The following is a 24,592-nucleotide window of genomic DNA, read 5'->3' as shown; positions in this document are numbered from 1 at the left end:
CGTTCACGTGCGGCTTCGTTCGCTCGAATTTCGCCTTGGCCATCGCTTTCCTCTTCTCGCTTCGGTTTACTTCAGCGGTCGCACCGCGAGGGGCTCATCCCCTCGAGGATTTTCCTCCGTTCGCACTCACGATCTCTTCCGCGACACTCTTGGGGACTTCGTCGTAGTGGCCGAACTGCATCGTGTAGACGGCCCGGCCCTGGCTCATGGACCGCAGGGTTGTCGAGTAACCGAACATCTCCCCGAGGGGGACGGTCGCTTCAATCACCCGCGCTCCGGCCCGATCGGTCATCCCCCCGATCTTCCCGCGGCGGGAGGATAGGTCTCCGATGATGTCACCCATGTAGTCCGCCGGCGTCACGACTTCGACCTCCATGATCGGCTCGAGGAGGACGGGGCTCGCGCGGCGCACGGCGGCCTTCAACGCCATGGAGCCGGCGATCTTGAAGGCCATTTCGGACGAGTCCACGTCGTGGTAAGACCCGTCGATGAGCTGGACGGCAACGTCGATGATTGGATATCCCGCGAGAGTCCCGGTGTCCAAGGCGTCCCGAATCCCCGCCTCGACCGGGTTGATGTACTCCCTCGGAATCGAGCCCCCGACGATCTTGTTCTCGAAGACGAACCCCGATCCGGACTGTCCCGGAGAGAGGTTGATCACCACGTGGCCGTATTGCCCGCGGCCCCCGGTTTGCCGGACGAACTTTCCCTCCACCTTGGCGACGGTCTCGCGAACCGTTTCACGGTACGCCACCTGCGGACGGCCGACGTTCGCCTCGACCTTGAACTCGCGGCGGAGGCGGTCCACGATGATCTCGAGGTGGAGCTCGCCCATCCCCTGGATGATCGTCTGGTTCGTCTCGGGATCGGTATAGACCCGGAAGGTCGGATCCTCTTCCGAAAGCTTGGAGAGACCGGTGCCGAGCTTATCCTGGTCTGCCTTCGTCTTCGGCTCGATCGCGACGGAGATGACCGGCTCCGGGAACTTCATGCTCTCGAGCACGATCACGTGATCCGGGTCGCATAGGGTGTCGCCCGTCCGCACGTCCTTGAGCCCGATCGCCGCAGCAATGTCCCCCGCGTACACCTCGTCCCGCTCCTCCCGCTTGTTCGCGTGCATCTGGAGTATGCGGCCGACTCGCTCGCGCTTCCCGTTCGTCGCGTTCATGACGTGGGTCCCCGTCGGGAGCGAGCCCGAATAAACGCGGAAGAAAGTGAGCTTTCCGACGTAGGGGTCGGTCATGATCTTGAAGGCCAGAGCCGCGAAGGGCTCGGCGTCGTCGGGGTGGCGAATCATCTCGACTTCTTCGTCGTCCGGGTCCACGCCTTTGATCGCGGGTACGTCGAGAGGCGAGGGGAGGAAGTCGATCACGCCGTCGAGAAGGGGTTGCACCCCCTTGTTCTTGAAGGCGGAGCCGCAGAACACCGGGAAGAGCTGGCCGGCGACCGTCGCCTTCCGAACCGCCGCCCGGATCTCCTCCTCGGTCAGGTCCACTCCGCCGAGGTACTTCTCGATCGCCTGGTCGTCGTGCTCAACGGCCGCCTCGATGAGGGCCGCCCGGAGCACGCCGCACTTCTCCTTAAGCTCTTCTGGAATCTCTTCCTCGTGGAAGTTCGAGCCCAGTTCGTCGTCGTAAAGGAGCGCCTTGCCGCGAATGAGGTCCACGAGCCCGCGGAAGGCTTCTCCGGAGCCCACCGGATATTGGACCGGATGCGCATTCGCTTTCAGGCGGTCGCGCATCATCGCGATCACCCGGTCAAAGTCCGCGCCGATCCGGTCCATCTTGTTGACGAAGGCGAGGCGCGGAACCTCATAGCGGTCCGCCTGGCGCCAAACCGTCTCGGATTGGGGCTCCACCCCGGCCACCGCGCAGAAAACCGCGACGGCACCGTCGAGTACCCGAAGGGAGCGTTCGACTTCGACCGTGAAGTCCACGTGACCCGGGGTGTCGATGATGTTGATGCGGTATTCGGTGCCGAAGCGCTTCCAGAAGGCGGTTGTGGCCGCCGAAGTGATCGTGATCCCGCGCTCCTGCTCCTGCTCCATCCAGTCCATCGTGGCGGAGCCCTCATGCACCTCGCCCATCCGATGCACCTTCCCCGTATAAAAGAGGATGCGCTCGGTGGTCGTGGTCTTCCCGGCATCGATGTGTGCCATGATGCCGATGTTCCGGAAGTGCAGGAGCGGATGCTTCCTGGGCATGGATCTTGTTCCCTGACTCGACTCGTCGCTACTTCGATTTCTCAGACTTCTGTGGACAAAAAACGCGCTTACGATGAAGCGGAAAGCGCGGAGCTCCCTCCCGTGACCACCCACTCGGCCACTAGCCCCTCCGCGCCACTTCGATCGAGATCGGACTCGGTGGAGTCCGTTCGCCGCTTCAGCGCCCTGCGCGCTCTTGGTACGGCTCTCTTGCGGTGCTACGGTCCGGACTACCAGCGATAGTGGGCGAAAGCCTTGTTCGCCTCAGCCATCCGGTGCGTGTCTTCCTTTTTCTTGATGGTCGAACCCTCGTTCCGCGACGCCGCCAGAACCTCGGCGGCCAACCTTTCGGCCATGCTCTTCTCGCCACGCGCGCGCGTGTAGGAAATGAGCCACTTGATCGCGAGCGCGTTTCTCCGCTCGGGACGGACCTCGACCGGGACCTGGTAGGTCGCGCCTCCGACCCGGCGGCTCTTCACCTCCAGAGACGGCTTGCAGTTTTGGACTGCCTGGTTAAAAACCTGTAGCCCCGGCTGTCCCGATTTTTCCTCGATGAGGTCCATCGCGTCGTAAAAGATCGTTTCGGCGACGGATTTCTTCCCGTCGAGCATCAGCGTGTTCATGAACTTCGAAACCAGCGGAGAATCGAACTTCGGATCCCCGCCAACCTCCCTCGTGACGGCCCTCGAGCGACGACTCATCTCTAGCCCTTCGGCCGCTTGGCGCCGTACTTGGAGCGACCCTGTCTTCGCGCCGAGACTCCCGAGGCGTCGAGGGTGCCCCGAATCGTGTGATACCGAACGCCGGGAAGGTCCTTCACCCGGCCGCCGCGGATGAGCACGATCGAGTGCTCCTGGAGGTTGTGCCCCTCACCCGGGATATAGGAGGTCACCTCGTACCCGTTCGTCAGCCGAACGCGCGCGACCTTCCGAAGGGCCGAGTTCGGCTTCTTCGGGGTCGTCGTATAAACGCGCGTGCAGACGCCCCGCTTCTGCGGGTTGCCTTGAAGAGCCGGGGACTTATTCTTCTTCTCGACCTTCTTCCGGCCCTTCCGCACGAGCTGATTGATCGTCGGCATGAGACTCCGTATCACCCGTTCACGAAACCGCGCTCGCAGGCACCTGGCTGGAGCGCGGGTTTTACCTCGTCCTTCCCGAAGCCGAATGCGACCTCGCGTCGAGCTCGGGAAGCCGTTCCGACAGAGACGAGTAAGCTATTCGTCCCCCGGAATAGTGTCAACGGCCTCCCGCGTGCGGGAAGCGGCCCACTCCCGCCGGTTCCGGTGGGTCCGGCGAGGCTTGACAAAGGCCCTGCGTTGGGTAAGATGGACTTCAGGTGGAGGAACGTGCCACAAGTGAGTTCCGGATCACAGATGACGATTGTCCTCTTTGGCGTGCTCAGTGCGACTTTCGGGCTCCTCGGGCTCCTCCTCGTAAGCGAGGGGCTTAGGACGGGGCTCTCGCCCGCGCGCCGATTCGGACCGCCTTAGTTCGACTCCAAAGATCGGCAGAAGCGAGCGGGCCCTCTCCCAGGCGAGAAGCCCGCTTCTTTTTTTTATACCCTTAGGAGACTGGACCGACGCCGTAGTCAGGATCCTCGACGGAGAGCGAGAAGGAGCGACGGGAAAGCCATGAGCGAACGCGTCATCATTTTCGACACGACCCTGCGGGACGGGGAGCAGTCCCCCGGCGCGAGCATGACCACGGCAGAAAAGCTCCGGGTGGCGCATGCCCTCGACGAGCTCGGCGTGGACGTCATGGAGGCCGGATTCCCCATCAGCTCGCCGGACGACTTCGCCGCCGTTCAGAAGATTTCGCGGGAGGTCCGCCGCCCCGTGATCGCGGCTCTCGCTCGCACCCGCCCGGAAGACATTCGCCGCGCCGCCGAAGCGGTGGAGGGCGCCGAGCGACCCCGCATCCACACTTTCATCGCCACTTCGCGGCTCCACCTCGAGCGGAAGTTGGGAATCTCGGAGGCGGAGTGTCTGGAACAGGCGGCCGCCGGTGTGGAGCTGGCCCTCCAGTACGCCAGTGACGTCGAGTTCAGCGCGGAGGACGCCACTCGCACGGACCTGGATTTCCTGTGCAAGGTCGTGACCGTCGCGGTCGAGGCCGGAGCGACCACGATCAACCTCCCCGACACCGTGGGCTACACTCTCCCGACCGAGATCACCCGGATCTTCCGAACCCTCCAGGAGAAGGTCCCCGGAATCGAGCGCGTCGTTCTCTCCACCCATTGCCACAACGATCTGGGGCTCGCGGTCGCAAACTCGCTGGCCGCCCTCGAAGCGGGGGCACGACAGGTGGAGTGCACCATCAACGGGATCGGCGAGCGGGCCGGAAACGCGGCGCTCGAGGAAGTCGTGATGGCGATTCGAGTACGAAGGGACCTCCTCGGGCTAGAAACCGGGATCCATACGCACCGAATCCACCCGACGAGTAGCCTCCTGTCGAAGATCACGGGGATCCATCCCCAGCCCAACAAGGCGATCGTGGGCCGGAACGCTTTCGCTCACGAGGCGGGGATCCACCAGGACGGAATGCTCAAGGAACGCCAGACTTACGAGATCATGGACCCCGCCATGGTGGGGGTCCCGGGAAGCCGGCTCGTCCTGGGGAAACATTCGGGTCGCCACGCCCTCCGGGTCCGATTCCAGGAGCTCGGATACGAGCTCGACCAGACGGACATGGAAAGGGCATACCGGCTCTTCAAGCTCCTCGCGGACCAGAAAAAGGACATCCTCGACGAGGATCTTCTCGCGATCGTCCACCACGGCGCGATGCGGGACATCCCAGCGACGTTCGGCCTGGAGAGAATGCACGTGGAGTGCGGCGGGGAGTGGTCCCACGCCAAGCTCACGATTCGGGTCGCCGGTCGAGGTGACGTCGAGGCGGAGGGCAAGGGCGACGGCCCGATCGCCGCCGCCTTCGACGCGGTGAACCGGGTGGTCGGCTGGGATGTGGAGCTGGAGGACCTCACCATCCGGGCGGCGACGCCCGGCGGCGACGCAGTCGGAGAGGGGATCCTCCGCGTCCAGATCTTCGGGAAGACCTTCACGGGAAGCGGGGCCTCCACCGACATCGTGGACGCGGCGGTACGGGCCTACCTGCACGCACTGAACAAGGCGGCCTACGCACAGGGAGACGTTGCCGAGTCGCCCGAGGGCTCCGCCGCCGAGAAGGGCTCGAAAGAGCTCAAGGGGGTGTGACTTGACGAAGGTCTTCCGGATCGCGGTCCTCCCGGGCGACGGCATCGGTCCGGAGGTCACCCGGGCGGCACTTCAGGTGCTGGCCGCAGCGGCCGAGCGCTTCGGGCTCGCGATCCAGCTCGACGAACATCCGGTCGGCTGGACCGCCGTGAAGTCGGCCGGCCACCCACTCCCTCCCGCGACCCGCGAGGCCGCTCTCGCCGCCGACGCCGTCTTTCTCGGAGCGGTCGGAGATCCGGCCGCGGACTCGGCCGAGGCCCACCTCCGCCCCGAGGCCGGCCTCCTCGAGCTCCGGAAAATCCTCGACTGTTTTGCCAACCTCCGGCCGGCCCGGGCCATCGCCGTCCTCGAAGGGACCTCCCCCCTGCGCCCCGAGCGTGTGCGGGGAATGGATTTCCTCATCGTGCGGGAGCTCTCGAGCGGACTCTATTACGGCGAGCCCCGCGGAATCGATCGGAGTGGCCCCGAGCCCCGTGCGGTGAATACCCTCCGCTACACGGCCGGCGAGGTCGAGCGCGTCGCCCGGGTCGCCTTCGATGCGGCGCGCCGCAGGAAGAATCGGGTGACCTCGGTGGACAAGGCCAACGTCCTGGAGACCTCCCGCCTCTGGCGCGAAGTGGTCACCGCCGTCGGTTCGGAATATTCGGACGTCGCCCTCGAACACATGCTGGTGGACCGCGCCGCGATGGAGCTGGTGCTGCGCCCCGGGTATTTCGACGTCATCCTGACCGAAAACATGTTCGGGGACATCCTGAGCGACGAGGCCGCCGCGCTGACCGGATCCATCGGACTCCTCGCCTCCGCCAGCCTCGGCTCGGGGTCCGGGTTGTACGAGCCTGTCCACGGCTCTGCACCGGACATCGCCGGGAAGGGGGTCGCGAATCCGCTCGCCGCCATACTTTCCATGGCGCTCCTCCTCGAGCACAGTGCCGGAGCCGTCGACGCGGCGCGGGCCATCGAGGGCGCAGTCGAAGCGGTCCTGGCGTCGGGGCTCCGTCCTCCCGAGCTCGCCGCGAAAGGTGAGCGGGCGTCCGGGACCGCGGAGGTGGCCGATCGGGTCGCCGCAGCCGTCACGAAGGGCTGACACAAAAGGCGTGCCGCGGAGCGTCTCGCTTCGCGATATTACCACCCAGCCCTCCCGTCGGGGGGATGGACACGAACAGGAAGGAGAACCGGATGAGCGAGGCTCGGATGCTGACCGTGGACGACGTGGACGCTGGCCTACTCCCCTCCAAGAAGGTGGCGGTCATCGGATTCGGGAGTCAGGGCGCGGCGCACGCCAAACTCCTCCACGCCGCGGGAATCGATGTCCGCGTGGGACTGCGCGTGGGCAGCACCTCCTCGGCGGCCGCCCGCAAGGCCGGGATTCCGGTGAAGCCCGTCGCCGAGGCGGTCAAGGAAGCGGACCTGGTGGCGATCCTCGTCCCCGACACGGCCCAACCGAAGCTCTACCGGGAAGAGATTGCGCCCAATCTTCGCCCGGGCGCGGCTCTCCTCTTCGCCCACGGCTTCAACGTCCATTTCGGTGAGATCAAGCCGCCCGACAACGTGGACGTGATCATGGTGGCGCCGAAGTCCCCTGGCCCCATGTTGTACCGGGAGGGAAGCCAGGGTAAGGGAGTTCCCGCCCTGATCGCCGTGCACCAGGACGCGACCGGAAAGGCGCGCGATCTTGCCCTCGCCTACGCCCACGCACTCGGATCCACCAAGGCGGGCGTGCTCGAGACCACCTTCGCCGAAGAAACCGAGACGGATCTCTTCGGCGAGCAAGCGGTTTTATGTGGGGGGCTCTCGTCCCTGATCCAGACCGGATTCGAGACGCTCGTGAACGCCGGATACCAGCCCGAGGTCGCTTATTTCGAGTGCCTCCACGAAATGAAGCTGATCGTGGACTTGGCGTACCAAGACGGCCTCACCGGAATGAGGAAGCGGATCAGCGATACCGCGGAGTGGGGCGACTACGTGAGCGGCCCCCGCGTGATCGGCGAAGCGAGCAAGCAGGCGATGCAGGACATTCTCGCCGAGATCCGTTCGGGGGCCTTCGCCCGGCGCTGGATCGCGGAATGCGCCGGAGACGCCCCGGAGTTTAATCGCATGCGCGCGGAGGGGAGCGCGCAGCGCATCGAGGACGTGGGTCGCCGCCTCCGTTCGCGGATGGCCTGGCTCAATGAAGGTGAGGAGGGATCATGAGCGCGGAGTTTCCGGAATCGGATGGCTGGATCTGGCGGGACGGCGAGTTTATCCCATGGAAGGATGCCCGGATCCACGTCATGTCGCATGTCGTGCACTACGGATCCTCGGTCTTCGAAGGGATCCGGTGTTACAGTACGCCCGATGGCCCGGCGGTCCTTCGCCTCCCGGACCATTTGAAGCGCTTCACCGACTCCGCGCGCATCTACCGGATGGATCTCCGTTATTCGCAGGAGGAGCTGGAGGAGCTGAGCGTCGAGCTGATCCGCCGAAACGGATTCGACGAATGTTACCTCCGCCCGCTCGCGATCCGGGGATACGGCGCGGCGGGACTCAATCCGTCCACGAGCCCGATCGAGGTCTACCTGATCTGCTGGCCCTGGGGGGCCTACCTCGGGGCGGACGCCCTGAACCAGGGGGTGGACGTCTGTGTCTCCTCCTGGCAGCGCCCGTCGCCGAACACCTTCCCGACGCTCGCGAAGGCTGGCGGCCATTACCTGAACGCGCAGTTGATGAAGATGGAGGCGATCGCCAATGGGTACGCCGAAGCGATCGCCCTCAACAAGGAAGGAAAAGTCAGCGAAGGGAGTGGCCAGAACATCTTCCTGGTGCGGAAGGGCGTACTCTATACCCCGCCCCTGGACGGAGCGATGCTTCCGGGGATCACCCGCGATTGTATCATCACCCTCGCGCGCGACCTCGGGATTCCCGTCGTTCTCGAGGACGTCCCGCGCGAAGCCCTCTACATCGCGGATGAGCTCTTCTTCACCGGAACGGCCGCGGAGGTCAGCCCGATCCGGAGCGTGGACCGGATTCCGGTGGGCGCCGGCGAGCCGGGACCCGTGGCACGGCAGCTCCAGAAGGAGCTCCTCGGCCTGGCGAAGGGGGAGCGCCCCGATCCATACGGCTGGCTCACTCCGGTCCCCCGGGCGAAGCAGGCGAAGGCATCGGCAATCCGGGAGAAGGTCGGCGGATGACCCCTCGCACGCTTTTCGAGAAGATCTGGGACGCGCACGTCGTCCCCGGCCGGGAGCCGGGGAACGGGGCAGCGGCGGGTCCGGACCTCCTCTACATAGATCTGCACCTCGTCCACGAGGTGACGTCGCCGCAGGCCTTCGAGGGTCTCCGTCTCGCGAGCCGGAAGGTCCGGCGGCCGGACCGGACAGTCGCGACGGTGGATCACAATGTGCCCACGTGGCCGCGCTCCCTCCCGATCCGCGACGACATCTCCCGCCAGCAGATCGAGGCGCTCCGGCAGAACACGCAGGACTTCGGGATTCCTTTTTACGACATGAACGATCCCAATCAGGGAATCGTCCACGTGATCGGACCCGAGCTCGGGTACACGCAGCCCGGGATGACGATCGTCTGCGGGGACAGCCACACTTCCACGCATGGGGCTTTCGGCGCCCTCGCCTTCGGGATCGGGACGTCCCAGGTGGAGCATGTCCTCGCCACCCAGTGCCTCCCGATGCGGAAGCCGAAGACCCTTCTCGTGGAGGTGAAGGGCACGCTTCCGACAGGGGTCACGGCCAAGGATCTGATCCTCGCGATCATCGGAGAGATTGGGGTGGACGGAGCGCGCGAACACGTCATCGAATACGCGGGCGAGGCGATTCGGTCCCTCTCCATGGAGGGGAGGATGACCATCTGCAACATGTCCATCGAGGCCGGTGCGCGGGCCGGCATGATGGCACCCGACGAGACGACTTTTGCTTACGTGCGCGGACGCGGGCACGCGCCTCAGGGGGAGGCCTTCGACCGCGCGGTGGAACGCTGGCGCACCCTCGCTTCGGACCCCGGCGCACGTTACGACCGCACCGTCATCATCGACGCGGCGAAGCTCGCGCCGACCGTGACCTGGGGAACGAACCCGGGGATGGTCGTCCCGGTGACCGGAAGCGTTCCGAGCCCGGAGGACTTCACGGCACCCGACGACCGTGAGGCGGCGAAGCGGGCGTTAGAGTACATGGGGCTCACGGCCGGAACGCCGATCCAAGAGATCCGCGTGGACCGGGTCTTCATCGGATCGTGCACGAACGCCCGGATCGAAGACCTCCGGAACGCCGCCGCGACGTTGCGTGGACGCAAAGTGCACCCCGACGTGCGGGCGATGGTCGTCCCCGGATCCACCTGGGTGAAGCGCGAGGCGGAGGAGGAGGGGCTCGACCGGATCTTCCAGGAGGCCGGGTTCGAGTGGCGGGAGGCCGGATGCTCCATGTGCCTCGGAATGAACCCCGACATTCTCGGGCCCGGAGAGCGCTGTGCCTCCACGTCGAACCGCAACTTCGAGGGGCGCCAGGGGCGCGGGGGCCGAACCCACCTCGTCAGCCCGCAGATGGCGGCTGCCGCCGCCGTGGCGGGCCACTTCGTGGACATCCGCTCCTGGGGAAACGACCGATGAAGCCTTTCCGCACGGTGACCGGGGCCGCGGTCCCGCTCGATCGGGTGGACGTGGACACCGATCAGATCATCCCCAAGCAGTTTCTGAAGCGGATCGAGAAGACCGGGTACGGCGACTTCCTCTTCTTCGACTGGCGTTACCTGGCCGACGGCTCTCCCGATCCGGAATTCGTGCTGAATCGCCCGGAGTATGGGGGAGCTCCGATCCTCCTCGCCGGCCGCAACTTCGGATGCGGATCCTCGCGAGAGCACGCCGCGTGGGCCCTCGAGAACTTCGGAATCCGCGCGGTCATCGCGCCGAGCTTCGCGGACATCTTCGAGAGCAACTGCTATCAGAACGGGCTCCTGCCGGTCACCCTCCCCGACACGGAGCTGCGCACCTTGATGGACCGGGCCCTCGCCCACCCCGGGACGAAAGTCACGGTGGATCTCGAGCGGTGCCTGGTGACGGACGATCGCGGCCTCGAGAGCCCCTTCGAGGTGGATCCGTTTCGGCGGGACAGTCTCCTCCAGGGACTCGACGACATCGATCTCACCCTGAAGGAGCTCGACCGCATACGCGCCTTCGAGGAGGCTCGGGAGCAAATCGCATGAGCCTCGCCGTCGCCTTCCAGGGCGAGCTGGGGGCGTTCAGCGAAGAGGCGGTCCGCACCTGGTTCGGCCCGGATGTGGAGCCGCTCCCCTGCCGGGAGTTTCGCCAGGTGGGGGAGGCGGTCCGGTCGGGTCGCGTCCCCGCGGGGCTCCTCCCGGTGGAGAACACCTTGGCCGGCACGGTCCAACCCGCTTACGACGTGCTCGCGGAACCGGGGCTCGCGGTCGTGGGCGAGGTGATCCTGCCGATCCGCCACTTTCTTCTGGGAGTCCCGGGCGCGACGCTCGAGGGACTACGGAGAGCGATTTCGCACCCGGTGGCCCTCGCACAATGTGGCGAATTCCTATCTCGGCATCCCGGGATCGAGGCCGTGGCCGTGTACGACACGGCCGGGGCGGCCAAGGAGGTCGCCGAAGGTAAGGATCCCACGGTGGGAGCCATCGCCGCACGGCGCGCGTCCAAGCGGTACGGCCTCCAGGTTCTGGCGGAGGACCTACAGGATCGGTCCGACAATCAGACGCGCTTCCTCGTAATCCGGCGGGAGGACGGTCCGCCGCTTCCCGGCGAGTACACCCACGCCGATGCGGGTTGGAAGACCGCGCTCCTCGTCGAGACGGAAAATCGGCCAGGCGCCCTCGTGGACATCCTTCAACCGCTGGCGGAGGGTGGCGTGAATCTCACGAAGCTCGAGTCACGACCCGGGAACACGCCCTGGAGCTACCGTTTTTTCTTGGAGTTCGAGGGAAGCCCTTCGCCGGACGCGGTCGAGCGGGCGCTGGAGCAGGTTCGAGCTCGCGCGCAGTCGGTGCGCGTGCTCGGCACCTATCGCCCCTGGCGCGGGCCCGGTACGGCTTCCTGACGCCTTCTTCGACCCGGCCGACCGATCCTTCTCCGGACCGTACCTACTCCGCCCTGTTCCCCTCACCAGTACGCCCCCAGTCGAAACACGACGTCCACCGCGGGCCCGTGCGGCGCCAGATCCTGGGTCATCCCGGCAAGCCAGGTGGGTCCGGCCGCGAATCGGACGAGGGCACCCAGATCCAGGGTGAGCTCATGCAGGTTGAGCTCGGGGATGCCGGTGTCGCGATAATAGGGAGTCACGAATACGACATTCGCATAGGCCTGCAAGGGCCCGAGCAACCGGGCCCGCATTCCCTGTGCCACGAGAAAGAAGGTCGTTCGTTGCCAATCCTGGAGCTCCCCTCGCCGGGGCGTGACCCCCACCCCGAACGTTCCTTCATATCCGTATCGAGCTTCTCTCCCGAAGTCGCGATGCACGAGAGTCGTGAGATTGGCCGACGCGACGCCCTTCCGGTATCCGTCCGGGGCGGTGCCCGTCGGGAGCGTGACGGAGAAGACGCTTTGCCAATCATCGTGGTGGCGGAGACCCGCGCCCACGCGCAGATCTCCCAGGAAACCCGACGCCTTCTCGTATTCGAATTCGTGCTGACCGACCGCGAAGCGGTAAGCAAAGTCATTTTCAGGACGCAGGTCGCGGCCTGTGACGGTCACTCCGATCAGGTCGTGGTAGGCGTCGAAGAGCCCGTCGAGTTGGCCGTCGCCCGCCTGGCTCCAGGTGATTCCCGCCAACACGAAGCCATGTCCTCCGACCGCCCGCGCTACGGAGACGCGAGTCGAAAAGATCTCCGCGTCGAGCACGAATTTCTCCTGCGTGACGGCCGTGTACTCGATCAGGCTCCCATAGTCGGTCGTCACCTGCGCGTGCCACAGTGCGCCGGGCTCCAATCGGGGCAGGGTCGACAGCCCCGAACGCATCTCGACCACCGGATTGAGGGAGGCGTACGGAGGGAGTCCCTGCGCGGCGAGCGCCGCCGGTGACGCGCCGAGTCCGAAACCTGAAAGGGCCAAGTGGATGGCCATGGCACCGCGTGGGGTCATTTCGACCGTAGCCTGTCCGCGTGGGAAAGGAACTCTGGAAAGCCGCGCTGGGTTCAGAGGAGACCTTCGACCAGGCACTCGCCTGAAGTCGCAACCTCCCGGGAGATGAATATGCCGAAGCGCGTCGCCCTTTGCATTGCTCTGGCCGTGGGACTCGCCCTCTCCTGGAGCGTCTCGGCGCAGATCCCTGGCCTTCAAGCGGGAACGGTGACCGCCAACGTGGATGGGACGCCCTTTACCGCCAATGTGAGCCTCGCGACCGTCGACGAAGACGGTACGCTCGTGCTCACAAACTTCGGCAACGCCGTCCAGATCCAAATTCCGGACGCGCGAGTGGGTACGTTCGAGATTCGGCTTGACGAGGATGGCGGCCTCGTGGGCGTGATCCTGGGACTCCAGGTCCGCAATCGGATGATCGCGCCCACCTCGGGCGCCATCACGATCGAATCCCTCGATGGCGAAAACGCGTCGGGGAGCTTTGCGTTCGAAGGGAAGGATCTGGAGGCCGACGCCCCCGTTTCGGTGACGGACGGACGATTCCAGGTGCGGTTGGCGGGCGGCGGCTGAGGTCCGAACGAGGGGCGCGGCCGGGTCCGGCGGCCTCCATCCGGCCGGACCCGGCCCCCCCCCCCCCCCCCCCCCCCCCCCCGACTTTCCTTCCGGTCCCGCGAGACCCCCTACCCGATGGCCGGGCTCCCCGTCTCCCCGGTCCGGATCCGGAGGCACTCCCCGAGCTCCAGCACGAAGATCACCCCGTCCCCGAACTGGCCCGTGCGCGCTCCCGCGATGATGGCATCCTTGGTACGCTCGAGGAAGTTGTCGTTCACCGCGATCTCGAGACGCGTCTTCTTGAGGAGCTGAACCTCGAACTCCGTCCCGCGATAGGTCTCCGTGAAGCCCCTCTGCTGACCACATCCCTGCGCGTTGGACACCGACATCCGCGCCACTCCCACGTCGGTCAGCGCCTTCTTCACGTGATGCAGCCGATGGGGCTGAATGTACGCGATCACTAGTTTCATCGTTCACTCCGTTCGTGTTGAGCGTTGGGTATTCGGCAACCCGTCAGCGAAGGGAAAAGGTCTCGAACTCCGGGTACGCCTCCATGTCGTGCTCGGTGAGGTCCAGACCCCGCCGTTCCTCCTCCTCGCTCACCCGGAGACCGAGAGTCACCTTGACCGCTGCGAAGATCAGCAGGGCGGCCGGGAAGGCCACCGCGCCGAAGGCCGCAACGCCGATCAGCTGGGTCATGAAGTTGAAGTCGCTGCTGAAGATTCCCACCGCGAGCGTGCCCCAGATCCCGCAGGTCAGGTGCACCGAGATCGCCCCGACCGGGTCGTCCAGCCTCCACTTGTCGAGCAGGATGACCGAAAACACGACGAGCACGCCGGCGATCGCCCCGATCAGGATGGAAGAGGTCACACTCACCGCGTCCGCACCGGCGGTGATCCCGACCAGCCCCGCGAGCGCCCCATTCAGGATCATCGTGAGGTCGGGGTGTTTCTGGACCGTCCATGAGGTCAGCATGGCCCCGACGATTCCGGCCGCCGCCGCGAGGGACGTGGTCACGAAAACGAGCGAAACCATCCCCGGATCGGCGCTGAGCACCGAACCCCCGTTGAAGCCGTACCAACCGAACCAGAGGAGAAACATTCCGGCCGCGGCCAGCGTCAGGTTGTGTCCCGGAATCGGCCGGATCGTGCCGTTCACGTATTTCCCCAGGCGTGGCCCGAGAAGAATCACCCCCGCGAGCGCGGCCCAGCCGCCAACCGAATGCACGAGCGTCGAGCCCGCGAAGTCGTGGAAGTTCCGTTCCGAGAGCCAGCCTCCTCCCCACTGCCAGGACCCTAGGACCGGATAAACCAGAGCGACGTAGATCGTCGAAAAGATCAGGAAAGAAGGGAGGTGAATGCGCTCGGCCACGGCGCCTGAGACGATCGTCGCGGCGGTCGCGGCGAACATCGCCTGGAAGATGAAGTCGGTCCAATAGGTATAGCCAGGGTTGTAGGCGGACGTCAGCCCGGCCGCGTCGGTCCCGATCCCGAATCCGGCGAAACCAAAGACCCCGGCGATCGAGAAATCCCCCGGATACATCAGGTTGAAGCCTACGAGCGCGTAGGTGAGCAGCCCGATCGCGACGATGGCCACATTCTTGAAGATGATGTTCGTGGTGTTCTTCGACTGGGTCAGCCCGGCTTCGACGCTGGTGAATCCCAGGTGCATGATGAACACCAGGAACGTGGACACCAACATCCAGGTGTTGTTGACCGTGAAGACCGCGTCCGCCGCCGTCACCTCCACCTCCTGAGCCCCGGCGAGCGCGGGGAGCCCCACGAGAAGAAGGGCCGGAAGGGCGGGCAGGAGTTTGCGAAAGTGCCGCATGTGTAATTTTCCTCCGATCGGACCGGGTGGACGACCTCATCGCGCGAGCCGCGACATCGAGGCGGCCAGTAGGGGCAAAGCATGTGCCAGGCGACTCACGCGTCGCCTGGACCGTCGGAAAGCGTTCTGGCAATTGTGTTTTTGGGCTTCGGAGAAGTGCCCGGAAGGGCCTTAGGAAACAGTCCGGAAAGCTACACCCAGGTAGGTGAACCGGAGCATCCTACATTCCGGTGGCCTGCACTCCGGTGTCACTCGAGGGCGTATTTCTGAACGCGCAGCCCCATGACGCGCTCGGTGATCCCGAGGAGGCGCGCCGCGGCAGCGCGGTTCCCCCGGCTCACCTTGAGCGCGTCAATGATGAGCTCCTTTTCGAGCGCCTCAACCTGGGACTCCAAGGGACCCGATCGGGCGTCTTCGGCCCGCGCCATCTGGAGGCTCGGAGGGAGGAGCCGTGCGTGGATCACGTCACTGTCCGCGAGGAGCACGGCGCGCTCGATGGCGTTTTCGAGCTCGCGCACGTTCCCCGGCCAGTGATACGCCATGAGAAGGTCTATCGCCGGCGTCGACAGCCGAACGATCGATCGCCCATGCCGCGCGCTGTACTTTTCGATGAAGTGGTCGGCGAGGAGAATGATGTCGGTCCTCCGCTCCCGGAGCGGAGGGACGTGGATGGGGAAGACGTTCAGCCGGTAATAGAGGTCGGCCCGAAACCGGCCCTCCTCCATGTCTTTTTCCAAGGGACGGTTCGTGGCCGCGACGACGCGTACGTCGGCGTCGAGGACCTTGTTTCCTCCGACGCGTTCGAATTCCCGCTCCTGGAGCACCCGGAGGAGGCGCACCTGGACGGTCGGAGTCAGGTCTCCGATCTCGTCGAGGAAGATCGTCCCGCCGGCAGCGCGCTCGAAGCGCCCCACCCTCTGCTGGACCGCTCCGCTGAACGCACCCTTCTCGTGGCCGAAGAGCTCGCTTTCAATGAGCCCCTCGGGGAGGGCGGCGCAGTTCACGCGGATAAAAGGTCCCTTCGCGCGCGGGCTCCCGTAGTGAACCGCCTGCGCGATCAGCTCCTTCCCGGTGCCGCTCTCCCCCCGGATGAGCACCGTGGCGTCGCTCCTCGCCACCTGGTCGATCATTTCGTAAACGGGGGCCATTTCCCGAGAGTTGCCGATGATGTTCGCCGGACGGTATTTGTCGGCCAGCTCCCTCTGGAGGCGCTCGTTTTCCGCCACGAGCGCCGCTTCCTCTTCCGTGAACTGCTGGAGCCGAACCGCATGTGCGATCAGTGAGGCGATGATCGAAAGGACGCGAATGTCCTCGTCGAAGGAGACGTCATGCCCGTAGGAGCGCTCGACGCTGAGCGCCCCGATCGTCTCGTTCCCGAGCCGGACGGGGACGCAGACGAAGGCCATCTCCGTAGTTCGTTCGTCCCCCGAACGGATTCGATTGAGGAAGAGGGGCTCGGCCGAGATGGTGGGGACCACGACCGGCGCACCCGTCTGGACGACCCGCCCGGTGATACCCTCGCCAAGGCGGTACCGCGCTCGCTGGCGCTGGTCGTCGGTAAGGCCGACCGCCTCATGCACCAGAATCTCTGATGTCCGCCGGTTGAGAACGGTCAGAGTGGCATACTCGACATTCATGTGCCGGGCGAGCGCGACGAGGCTGGGCTTGACCGCCGCCCGAACGTCAGAAGACTCGTCCAGGAGCGTAGCCGCCTCGTAGAGGAGGGAAAGCCAGCGCGACCGATCCTGAATTTCGACCAACGTTTACCCCGGTGTAGGAAGTCCCACGAACAAGTGCCCAGAATCATACCAATTGGTAGGATCAGAATACAGCGCATTCACCCGAACAGCGCTGGACGCGCCACCCGGCCGGGAGCCCGGCCTACGCCGTGCCCCCGACCGGGCCTTGCCGCAAATCCGTGGCGCGCGAAACCGGCCGCGCCCGGCCCTCATCCTCAACGGATCGTGAAAGTCTTGCTGACACCGGCCACGAGGGTCAACTCGTGCGTGGGCTCACCCTCGTCGTCCAGCGCGCTGGAAAGCATCGAGTCATTCCAGATCCCGGAGATGATCCAGTCCAGGTCGGCGGCGGAAAAGGCGAAGCCGGCTTCGAGGTACTTCCCGGCGTCGCCTATCTCGGCCAGCGCCATGTCGGTCCCAAAGGCACCGATCGTGGCGTAGACCCCATTCCGCTCGGCAGTGAGCCCGATGAAGCTGTAGTCCACCTCATCGCCGAAGTTGCTGTACTGTCCGAACGAGTATTCGAGTGCGAGCGGGCCGACCCCCAGGCCTACATTCGCCTCGAGGTACGTGTCGTCGAACTGGCCCGTATAGAAGTACCCCGTCCCACCGAGGCTCAGGCTGGCCATCTCGGTGAGATCGAGCCCGTATCCGGCATAGACGTCGATTTCCGCACCGTCCCCGACATCGGCACCCCACGTGCCCGCGTAGAAGCCACCGGCGGCCAGGTCCAGACCGGCGCTTGCCGACGATGCCTTCTGAAGGATCCCTCGGTAATAGTACTCGCTCACCCACCCCGCATTCGCCGAGACGTCGACCTCCTGCGCGGAACCAGGCATCGGGGAGAGCGCCGCCATGATAATCGCGGGCGCCAAGAACGTACGTCTCATTTCAGTGACCTCCTGGGAGGAATGGGCATCCAGTGGAATCGGTCCCGACGTGCGGGAAGGCGCGAACTTGCAGGGACGGGAATGCGAGTCTCGTGCCAGTCCAGATTCACTTGACTCAAGATGTTGCAGAAAAACGACTTACACGCTAACCTGAGGGGACCCGCACGGCCGCGAACGTCCTACGGGAAGGTGGGAAAAGGGGTTAAGGCTACCAAAATGTATGAGTGCCGCACCCCTCTCCGGGTTGGCGATCCGGCGCCATCCGCAGTGGACCCCGCGCGCTGACGGCGCGAGGGGGTGGGTCCGCTTGCTGGACCCACCCCCTCGGCCAACCTCTCCTGCCCATCCGCCCCGCCAATCCTAGGGGACGCCCGTCAATCCACGGCCGCCTCTTCCTCGGACGGTTCCTCTTCCAGCCCGGGAATGAGCCCACCCGGCTCGGTGAGGGGGAGGATCTCCTCGTCGTAGAACGCCTCGTCCACCATGAACTCGATCCCCGAGTACCGGTGGATTCCCGTCCCGGCCGGGATCAGGTGCCCGATGATGATGTTCTCCTTCAGTCCCTTCAGGTCGTCACGGGCCCCGCGAACCGCCGCGTCGGTCAGCACGCGCGTGGTCTCCTGAAAGGAAGCCGCGGAGATGAAGGACTCCGTCGTGAGGCTCGCCTTGGTGATCCCGAGGAGGAGGGGTTCGGATCTCGCCGGCTTCGATTTCTCGGCGACGGCCCCCTGGTTCACGTCGCGGAACTGGGAGCGGTCCACATGTTCGCCCTCGAGGAAGGCCGTCTCGCCGGGGTCGGTGATGCGCACCTTCTGGAGCATCTGGCGGACGATCACTCCGATGTGCTTGTCGTTGATCTTCACTCCCTGGAGCCGGTAGACCTCCTGGATTTCGTTCAGGAGGTACTCCTGCACCGCCCGCGGGCCCTTGATCCGCAGAATGTCGTGAGGGTTGATCGGACCCTCCGAAAGGCGGTCCCCCGCCCGCACCTGGTCCCCCTCGTGGACCCGGAGGTGTTTCCCGACCGGGACTTCGTAGGTCCGCTCGGGTCCGGATTCCGGCTTGATTACGACTTCGCGCTTTCCGCGCTTGATCTCGCCGAACCGGACGTCCCCGTCGATCTCGGTGATCACCGCCGGGTCCTTCGGGCGCCGAGCCTCGAAGAGCTCGGCCACTCGCGGGAGGCCGCCGGTGATGTCGCGGGTCTTGTAGACCTCGCGCGAGATCTTGGCGAGCGTCTCGCCGGGCTTCACCTGCGTCCCGTCCTTCACGATCAGCTGGGCACCCACCGGGACGATGAACTCGCGAAGTTTCTTCGCCTTCTTCTTTTCGTCCCAGACCTGGATCGTGGGGTGGAGTTTCTTGTTCCGGTCCTCCGTGATCACCATCTGCCGGCGGCCCGTGGATTCGTCGAGCTCTTCGCGCATCGTCTGGTCTTCGACGATGTCCACGAAGCGCACGACACCCCCCGCGTCCGCGACGATCGGCTCCGAGTACGGATCCCAGGTGAAGATCATGTCCCCGACCGCGATCTGCTGTCCCAGCGTGACGGTGAGCGTCGCGCCGTACGGAACGGAGAGACGGCTCCGGATCTGTCCGCCTTCGGTCTTGAGAATGATCTGTCCCTCCCGGGAAGTGACGACCTGGTCCCCCTCGGGATTCTCCACGGTGTTCACGCGCTCGAGAGCGATGACCCCCTCCATCTTCGACTTCCGCTGGGTCTGCGCCGCGATGCGCGCCGCCGTTCCCCCGATGTGGAAGGTCCGAAGCGTGAGCTGCGTTCCCGGCTCCCCGATGGACTGGGCCGCGAGAATTCCGACGGCCTCTCCGATGTCCACGGGAGCCATCGTGGCGAGGTTCCGCCCGTAACAGGTCCGGCAGACGCCCCGGCGCGCTTCGCAGGTGAGGACCGAACGGATCTTCACCATCTGAATCCCGGCCTCCTCCACCGCGTCGGCCGCGTCTTCGAGGACAACCTTGCCGGACTCGACGAGGCGCTCCCCATCGAGCGGGTCCACTACGTCCTCGAGCGCGACGTTTCCGACGATACGGTCCTTCAGCGGCTCGATGATGTCTTCCCCTTCCTTCAGGGCGGTCATCTCGAGCCCGAGGATCGTTCCACAGTCCTCTTCGGTAATCGTGACGTCCTGGGCCACGTCTACGAGGCGGCGCGTGAGGTAACCCGCGTCCGCCGTCTTGAGCGCCGTGTCCGCGAGTCCCTTCCGGGCGCCGTGAGTCGAGATGAAGTACTCCACCACCGAAAGCCCCTCGCGGAAGTTCGACTTGATCGGGCTTTCGATGATCTCGCCGATTCCTCCGGTCAACTTCTTCTGGGGCTTCGCCATCAGCCCGCGCATGCCGGCGAGCTGGCGCATCTGGTCGCGGTTACCGCGGGCCCCGGAGATCATCATCATATGGACCGGATTGAACCCATCTTTCGACCGTTCCAGGCGACGCACCATCGCGTCCGCGACGTCGTTGTTCGCGTGCGTCCAGGTGTCGATGACCTTGTTATAACGCTCCCCGTTCGAGATGAAGCCCGCAGCGTAGGCACGCTGGAAGCGGGTGACCTGCTCTTCCGCGTCCCGGAGGATCTCGGCTTTTTCCTGCGGAACCTCCAGGTCGTCAATTCCCACGCTCACCCCTCCCAGCGTGGCGTAGCGGAAGCCGAAGTCCTTCAGGTGATCGAGGAACGCGGTCGTCCGCGCCATTCCGACGTCGGTGAAGCACTGGAAGACGAGGTCGCCGAGCTCGCGCTTCCCGAAGCTCTGGTTGAGGAATCCGATCTCGTCCGGAATGATCGAATTAAAGAGGACACGACCCACCGTGGTCGGAATCCATCGCCCCGGCTCGCGGCGCCCGTCTTCGTCTTCGCCCGGCTTCGCGAACCAGAACCAACAGAGCGTGTGGAACGAAACCATCTCGTGGGCGAGGACCATTTCGACCTCGCCATAACTTCCGAAATGTCGCGCCTGCGCGTATAGACTGGCGCGCTTCTTCTCCGTGTCCGCCCGCGCCGCCTTGGTCGCCCCACCCTCTCCGAGGATCCGCTCGATGTCCTGGATCTCCAGCGAAGTCTTGGTCAGGTAATACGACCCCATGACCATATCCTGCGTCGGCGCCGCGACCGGACGTCCGTTCGACGGGAGGAGGACGTTGTTCGAGGAAAGCATGAGGACCCGAGCCTCGAGCTGCGCCTCGAAGGAGAGCGGGAGGTGCACCGCCATCTGGTCGCCATCGAAGTCCGCGTTGAAGGCCGCGCAGACGAGCGGATGCACACGGATCGCCTTCCCCTCGACGAGAACGGGCTCGAAAGCCTGGATCCCGAGCCGGTGCAGCGTCGGGGCGCGGTTCAGCAGGACCGGATGGTCCCGAATGATGTCCTCGAGGACCTCGTAGACCTTCGCGTCGTCCTGCTCGACGATCTTTTTCGCGCGCTTGACGGTTTCGGCTTCGCCCCTCCGCTCCAGCTCATGGATGATGAAGGGCTTGAACAGCTCCACCGCCATCGCCTTCGGAAGCCCGCACTGATGCAGCTTGAGCTCCGGCCCAACGACGATCACCGAACGCCCCGAGTAGTCCACGCGTTTCCCGAGGAGGTTCTGCCGGAAGCGTCCCTGTTTCCCCTTCAGCATGTCGGAGAGCGACTTGAGCGGACGCTTTCCGCGCCCTCGGATCGCCTTCGAGCGGCGCCCGTTGTCGAAGAGGGCGTCCACCGCCTCCTGGAGCATCCGCTTCTCGTTCCGCAGGATGACTTCCGGGGCGCGCATCTCGATGAGCTTCTTCAGCCGGTTGTTGCGATTGATGACACGCCGGTAAAGGTCATTCAGATCGGAGGTCGCGAAGCGGCCGCCATCGAGCGGGACGAGAGGACGCAGGTCCGGCGGGATCACCGGGACGACGTCCATCACCATCCATTCCGGGCGATTCCGCTCATCGGGGGTCCCTCCCGAATTCCGGAGCGCGTCCACGACCTTGAGCCGCTTCAGCTTCTTCTTCTTCCGGTGCTGCGAGGTCTCCGTTCGGATCTCGTTTCGTAGCCAGTCCGCGAGACGATCCAACCCCTTTCCGTCCTTGTTTTTCTGGGCGATGGAGCGCTCGGGCGCATCGAGGAGCTTGAGGAGGGTCCGCACCGCATCGGCCCCGATCTGCGCCTTGAAGTCTTCGTCCCCGTCCTCACGCGCCTTCACGCGGAGGTCGTAATATTCGTCCTCGTCGAGGAGGTCGAGGAAGTCGAGCTCCTGCTTCCCGGGGTGAACGACGACATACGACGCGTAATAGATCACCTTCTCGAGCTCGCGGAGCGACATCCCGAGGAGGTAGCCCAGCTGCGACGGGAGCGTCTTGAAGAACCAGATGTGGCAGACGGGGACCGCCAGCTCGATGTGCCCCATACGCTCGCGGCGCACCTTCGAAAGGGTGACCTCGACGCCGCACCGATCGCACACGTGGCCCCGGAAACGGATCCTCTTGAACTTCCCGCAGTGGCACTCCCAGTCCTTCACCGGCCCAAAGATGCGCTCACAGAAGAGCCCGTCTTTCTCCGGCTTGAAGGACCGGTAATTGATCGTCTCGGGCTTCGTGACCTCGCCGTACGACCAACCCCGGATCTCTTCCGGTGAGGCGATCTTGACCTGGATGAAGTCGAAATCCGAACCGCGGGTGTCTCGGGACCGGGGGAAATCGATCATTCGTCGTCTATCCCAGAAAAAGTGAGCTTCTTCAGCGGCCTACTGAGCCCTGCCCCGCCCTATTCGTCTCGCCCGAGCGTCACGGAAAGTCCGAGCGCCTGGAGCTCCTTCACGAGGACGTTGAAGGATTCCGGAATCCCCGGATCCGGGAGATTTTCTCCCTTGACGATGGCTTCGTAGACCTTAGAGCGTCCCGTCACGTCGTCGGACTTGACCGTCAGGATCTCCTGGAGGGTGTGCGCCGCGCCGTAAGCCTCGAGCGCCCACACCTCCATTTCTCCGAACCGCTGGCCGCCGAACTGGGCCTTCCCCGCCAACGGCTGCTGCGTGACGAGGGAATAAGGGCCGATGCTTCGGGCGTGGATCTTGTCGTCCACCAAGTGGGCGAGCTTCAGCATGTAGATGGAGCCCACCGTGATCGGGTGGTCGAATTGGCGTCCGCTCCGCCCGTCCCGAAGCCAGATCTTTCCATCCGGACGGATCCCCGCCCGGGTCATGAACTCCACGACCGCCGCCTCGAGTCCGGAGTCCAGCTTCCTTTTCCGGGAAAGGGAGGCCACGGCCGGGAAGGCGGCTTCGAGCTTGGAGCCACTCTGGTCCGACCACTCCTTGGCCGCTGCCACGACGAAATCGCGCATGTTTTCGAGCGCGCCCTGCGCTTCCTTCGGAACGTTCGCGGTCAGGTAGTGGTCGAGGCTCCGCCCGAGACCCCTCACCCCCGCGTCGATCCCGCTCCCGCTCGAGACCGGCGGGGGCCCATGGTCCTTCACCGTACCCTTCGGCGCAGGCGCGCCCACCGCCTTCAGAAGGGTTCGGATCGCCTTCTCCCCGTGGAGGGGGAACTTGGTCTTGAGTCCTTGGGAATCGCGCGCCCACTTGAGTCCGGCCACCTTGATGAGGAGTCCGATCTCGTCTTCCGAGGCGCCCTGGAAGACCGGAGTCTTCGATTCGAAGCCCAGGATCTGGGAGGCCCACCCGAGGTGCGTCTCGAGGATCTGTCCCACATTCATGCGCGAAGGCACACCGAGCGGGTTCAGGACGATGTCCACCGGGGTCCCATCCGGGAGGAAGGGCATGTCCTCCTCCGACGCGATCTGAGCGATGATCCCCTTGTTCCCGTGCCGCCCGGCCATCTTGTCGCCCACCGCGATCTTCCGCTTCTCGGCGATGTAGACCTTCACGAGTTGGACCACCCCGGGCGGGAGCTCGTCCGGCTGGAAGACCTTGTCGATCTGGTCTTCGGTGCGTGCCTTCACCGCGTCGATGCGGCTCTGGGCCTCGTCGATGAGACGCCGGATTCGTTCCGACATCTGCTTGTTCTGGACCTTGAGGGTCTGGAGGTCCACCTTCCGGATTTCCAGCTCCTCGATTTCCTCCTTCGTGAGCTTCGTCCCTTCGTCCACGAGCGGCTCCACCGTCCCCTTTCGGAGCATCAGCGCAACGGTCTGGAGGTGGAGGAGCTCGAGAAGCTCCTGGTCGCGCGCGTCCTGAATACGATGGATCTCCTCGCGCTCCCACTGCCGGAGCTCACCGATCCGCGCTCCGTGCTCCTTTTCGAGGAGGGGGTCGTCGATTCGGCGCGAGAACACCTTCACATCGATCACATCGCCCGCCATCCCGGGAGGAATGCGGAGCGAAGAGTCCTTCACGTCTTTTGCCTTCTCTCCGAAGATCGCGGTGAGGAGCTTTTCTTCCGGCGAAAGTTCGGTCTCGCCTTTCGGCGTGATCTTCCCGCAGAGGATGTCCCCCGCCTTCACCCGGGCCCCGATCCGGACGACTCCGCGCTCGTCCAGGTCCAGGAGCGCCTCTTCGGAGACGTTCGGGATCTCGCGGGTGATCTCTTCCATCCCCCGCTTCGTGTCGCGGACGTGGAGCTCGAGCTCCTGGATGTGGATCGAGGTGAGATCGTCGCCCCTCACGAGACGCTCCGAGAGGATGATCGCGTCCTCGAAGTTGTATCCGAACCAGGGCATGAAGGCGACGGTGAGGTTTCGCCCGAGCGCAAGCTCCCCGTGATCTGTCGAGGGCCCGTCCGCGATGATGGCCCCGCCCTTCACCCTGTCCCCCTTCTGGACCAGGGGACGCTGATTGATCGCCGTGTCCTGGTTGGTGCGCCAGAACTTCTTGAGCCGGTAGCGGTCGAATTGGGCGAGCCGGGCGAGCGGTTGGTCCGCCCCCTTCGCACCCACCGCCCCGGTATCGATGACGATCTCGTCCGCGGTGACTTGGACGACTTCTCCTCCCCGGGCCGCGGTGATCACGGCGCCGGAGTCCTGCGCCACCTTCCCTTCGAGCCCCGTCCCCACCAGGGGGGCGTCGGTGAAGAGGAGGGGGACCGCCTGGCGTTGCATGTTCGAGCCCATGAGGGCGCGGTTGGCGTCGTCGTGCTCGAGGAAGG

General features: G+C 65.1%; 18 protein-coding genes. 8 read left to right on the top strand and 10 right to left on the bottom strand.

Translation table 11 applies throughout. The features are described 5' to 3' along the window. Positions 1 to 94 precede the first annotated feature (94 nt). The 3 genes from fusA to rpsL form a co-directional block, all read right to left on the bottom strand. Positions 95 to 2,203, bottom strand: coding sequence for an elongation factor G (gene fusA / locus WEG36_06625; GenBank protein ID MEX1257272.1), 2,109 nt, complete (start codon positions 2,201 to 2,203; stop codon positions 95 to 97). Between the two features lie 230 nt (positions 2,204 to 2,433). After that, positions 2,434 to 2,904: a 30S ribosomal protein S7 gene (gene rpsG, locus WEG36_06620; GenBank protein ID MEX1257271.1), complete on the bottom strand. Its 471-nt coding sequence runs from the start codon at positions 2,902 to 2,904 to the stop codon at positions 2,434 to 2,436. 2 nt (positions 2,905 to 2,906) lie between these two features. Beyond that, a complete protein-coding gene (rpsL, locus tag WEG36_06615; GenBank protein ID MEX1257270.1) occupies positions 2,907 to 3,281 on the bottom strand; it encodes a 30S ribosomal protein S12 in 375 nt (124 codons plus the stop codon). A gap of 552 nt (positions 3,282 to 3,833) precedes the next feature. Between rpsL and WEG36_06610 the strand changes: the two genes are divergently transcribed. From WEG36_06610 to WEG36_06580, 7 genes are all read left to right on the top strand, one after another. Continuing rightward, positions 3,834 to 5,411: a 2-isopropylmalate synthase gene (locus WEG36_06610; protein MEX1257269.1), complete on the top strand. Its 1,578-nt coding sequence runs from the start codon at positions 3,834 to 3,836 to the stop codon at positions 5,409 to 5,411. 1 nt (position 5,412) lies between these two features. Continuing rightward, the gene (leuB, locus tag WEG36_06605; protein MEX1257268.1) at positions 5,413 to 6,495 is read left to right on the top strand and encodes a 3-isopropylmalate dehydrogenase; all 1,083 of its coding nucleotides are present in this window, start codon (positions 5,413 to 5,415) and stop codon (positions 6,493 to 6,495) included. 107 nt (positions 6,496 to 6,602) lie between these two features. Further along, a complete protein-coding gene (ilvC, locus tag WEG36_06600) occupies positions 6,603 to 7,601 on the top strand; it encodes a ketol-acid reductoisomerase (GenBank protein ID MEX1257267.1) in 999 nt (332 codons plus the stop codon). Then, the gene (locus tag WEG36_06595; GenBank protein ID MEX1257266.1) at positions 7,598 to 8,578 is read left to right on the top strand and encodes a branched-chain amino acid transaminase; all 981 of its coding nucleotides are present in this window, start codon (positions 7,598 to 7,600) and stop codon (positions 8,576 to 8,578) included. Before ilvC ends, WEG36_06595 begins: the two co-directional genes overlap by 4 nt. Next, a complete protein-coding gene (gene leuC / locus WEG36_06590; GenBank protein ID MEX1257265.1) occupies positions 8,575 to 10,005 on the top strand; it encodes a 3-isopropylmalate dehydratase large subunit in 1,431 nt (476 codons plus the stop codon). Before WEG36_06595 ends, leuC begins: the two co-directional genes overlap by 4 nt. Then, positions 10,002 to 10,598 (top strand): 3-isopropylmalate dehydratase small subunit, encoded by a 597-nt coding sequence (gene leuD, locus WEG36_06585; GenBank protein MEX1257264.1) that lies wholly within the window; start codon positions 10,002 to 10,004, stop codon positions 10,596 to 10,598. The genes leuC and leuD overlap by 4 nt, the downstream gene beginning before the upstream one ends. Continuing rightward, a complete protein-coding gene (locus tag WEG36_06580) occupies positions 10,595 to 11,455 on the top strand; it encodes a prephenate dehydratase (protein MEX1257263.1) in 861 nt (286 codons plus the stop codon). The genes leuD and WEG36_06580 overlap by 4 nt, the downstream gene beginning before the upstream one ends. 62 nt (positions 11,456 to 11,517) lie before the next feature. Here the strand turns inward: WEG36_06580 and WEG36_06575 are convergent, their stop codons facing one another. Next, complete coding sequence (locus WEG36_06575) at positions 11,518 to 12,477, bottom strand: DUF3187 family protein (protein MEX1257262.1); 960 nt, start codon at positions 12,475 to 12,477, stop codon at positions 11,518 to 11,520. A 129-nt stretch (positions 12,478 to 12,606) separates the two neighbouring features. Between WEG36_06575 and WEG36_06570 the strand changes: the two genes are divergently transcribed. Continuing rightward, positions 12,607 to 13,062, top strand: coding sequence for a DUF6252 family protein (locus WEG36_06570; GenBank protein MEX1257261.1), 456 nt, complete (start codon positions 12,607 to 12,609; stop codon positions 13,060 to 13,062). Positions 13,063 to 13,172: 110 nt separating this feature from the next. On the opposite strand, the gene WEG36_06565 is transcribed toward WEG36_06570, so the two are convergent. From WEG36_06565 to WEG36_06540, 6 genes are all read right to left on the bottom strand, one after another. After that, complete coding sequence (locus WEG36_06565) at positions 13,173 to 13,514, bottom strand: P-II family nitrogen regulator (GenBank protein ID MEX1257260.1); 342 nt, start codon at positions 13,512 to 13,514, stop codon at positions 13,173 to 13,175. A 43-nt stretch (positions 13,515 to 13,557) separates the two neighbouring features. After that, positions 13,558 to 14,745, bottom strand: a complete 1,188-nt coding sequence (locus WEG36_06560) for an ammonium transporter (GenBank protein ID MEX1257259.1) — start codon at positions 14,743 to 14,745, stop codon at positions 13,558 to 13,560. A gap of 377 nt (positions 14,746 to 15,122) precedes the next feature. Continuing rightward, positions 15,123 to 16,634, bottom strand: coding sequence for a sigma 54-interacting transcriptional regulator (locus WEG36_06555; GenBank protein MEX1257258.1), 1,512 nt, complete (start codon positions 16,632 to 16,634; stop codon positions 15,123 to 15,125). Between the two features lie 194 nt (positions 16,635 to 16,828). Further along, the gene (locus tag WEG36_06550; GenBank protein MEX1257257.1) at positions 16,829 to 17,503 is read right to left on the bottom strand and encodes a TorF family putative porin; all 675 of its coding nucleotides are present in this window, start codon (positions 17,501 to 17,503) and stop codon (positions 16,829 to 16,831) included. Positions 17,504 to 17,877: 374 nt separating this feature from the next. After that, a complete protein-coding gene (rpoC, locus tag WEG36_06545) occupies positions 17,878 to 22,194 on the bottom strand; it encodes a DNA-directed RNA polymerase subunit beta' (GenBank protein MEX1257256.1) in 4,317 nt (1,438 codons plus the stop codon). A gap of 59 nt (positions 22,195 to 22,253) precedes the next feature. Further along, positions 22,254 to 24,592: DNA-directed RNA polymerase subunit beta (locus WEG36_06540; GenBank protein MEX1257255.1), on the bottom strand; the 2,339-nt coding region annotated here is incomplete at its 5' end.

This window comes from Gemmatimonadota bacterium (genome assembly GCA_040882465.1).
In the GTDB taxonomy this organism is placed as follows: domain Bacteria; phylum Gemmatimonadota; class Gemmatimonadetes; order Longimicrobiales; family Gaopeijiaceae; genus JBBEBG01.
The sequence above is the reverse complement of the archived record's forward strand: the minus strand, read 5'-3'. Positions and strand labels throughout refer to the sequence as shown.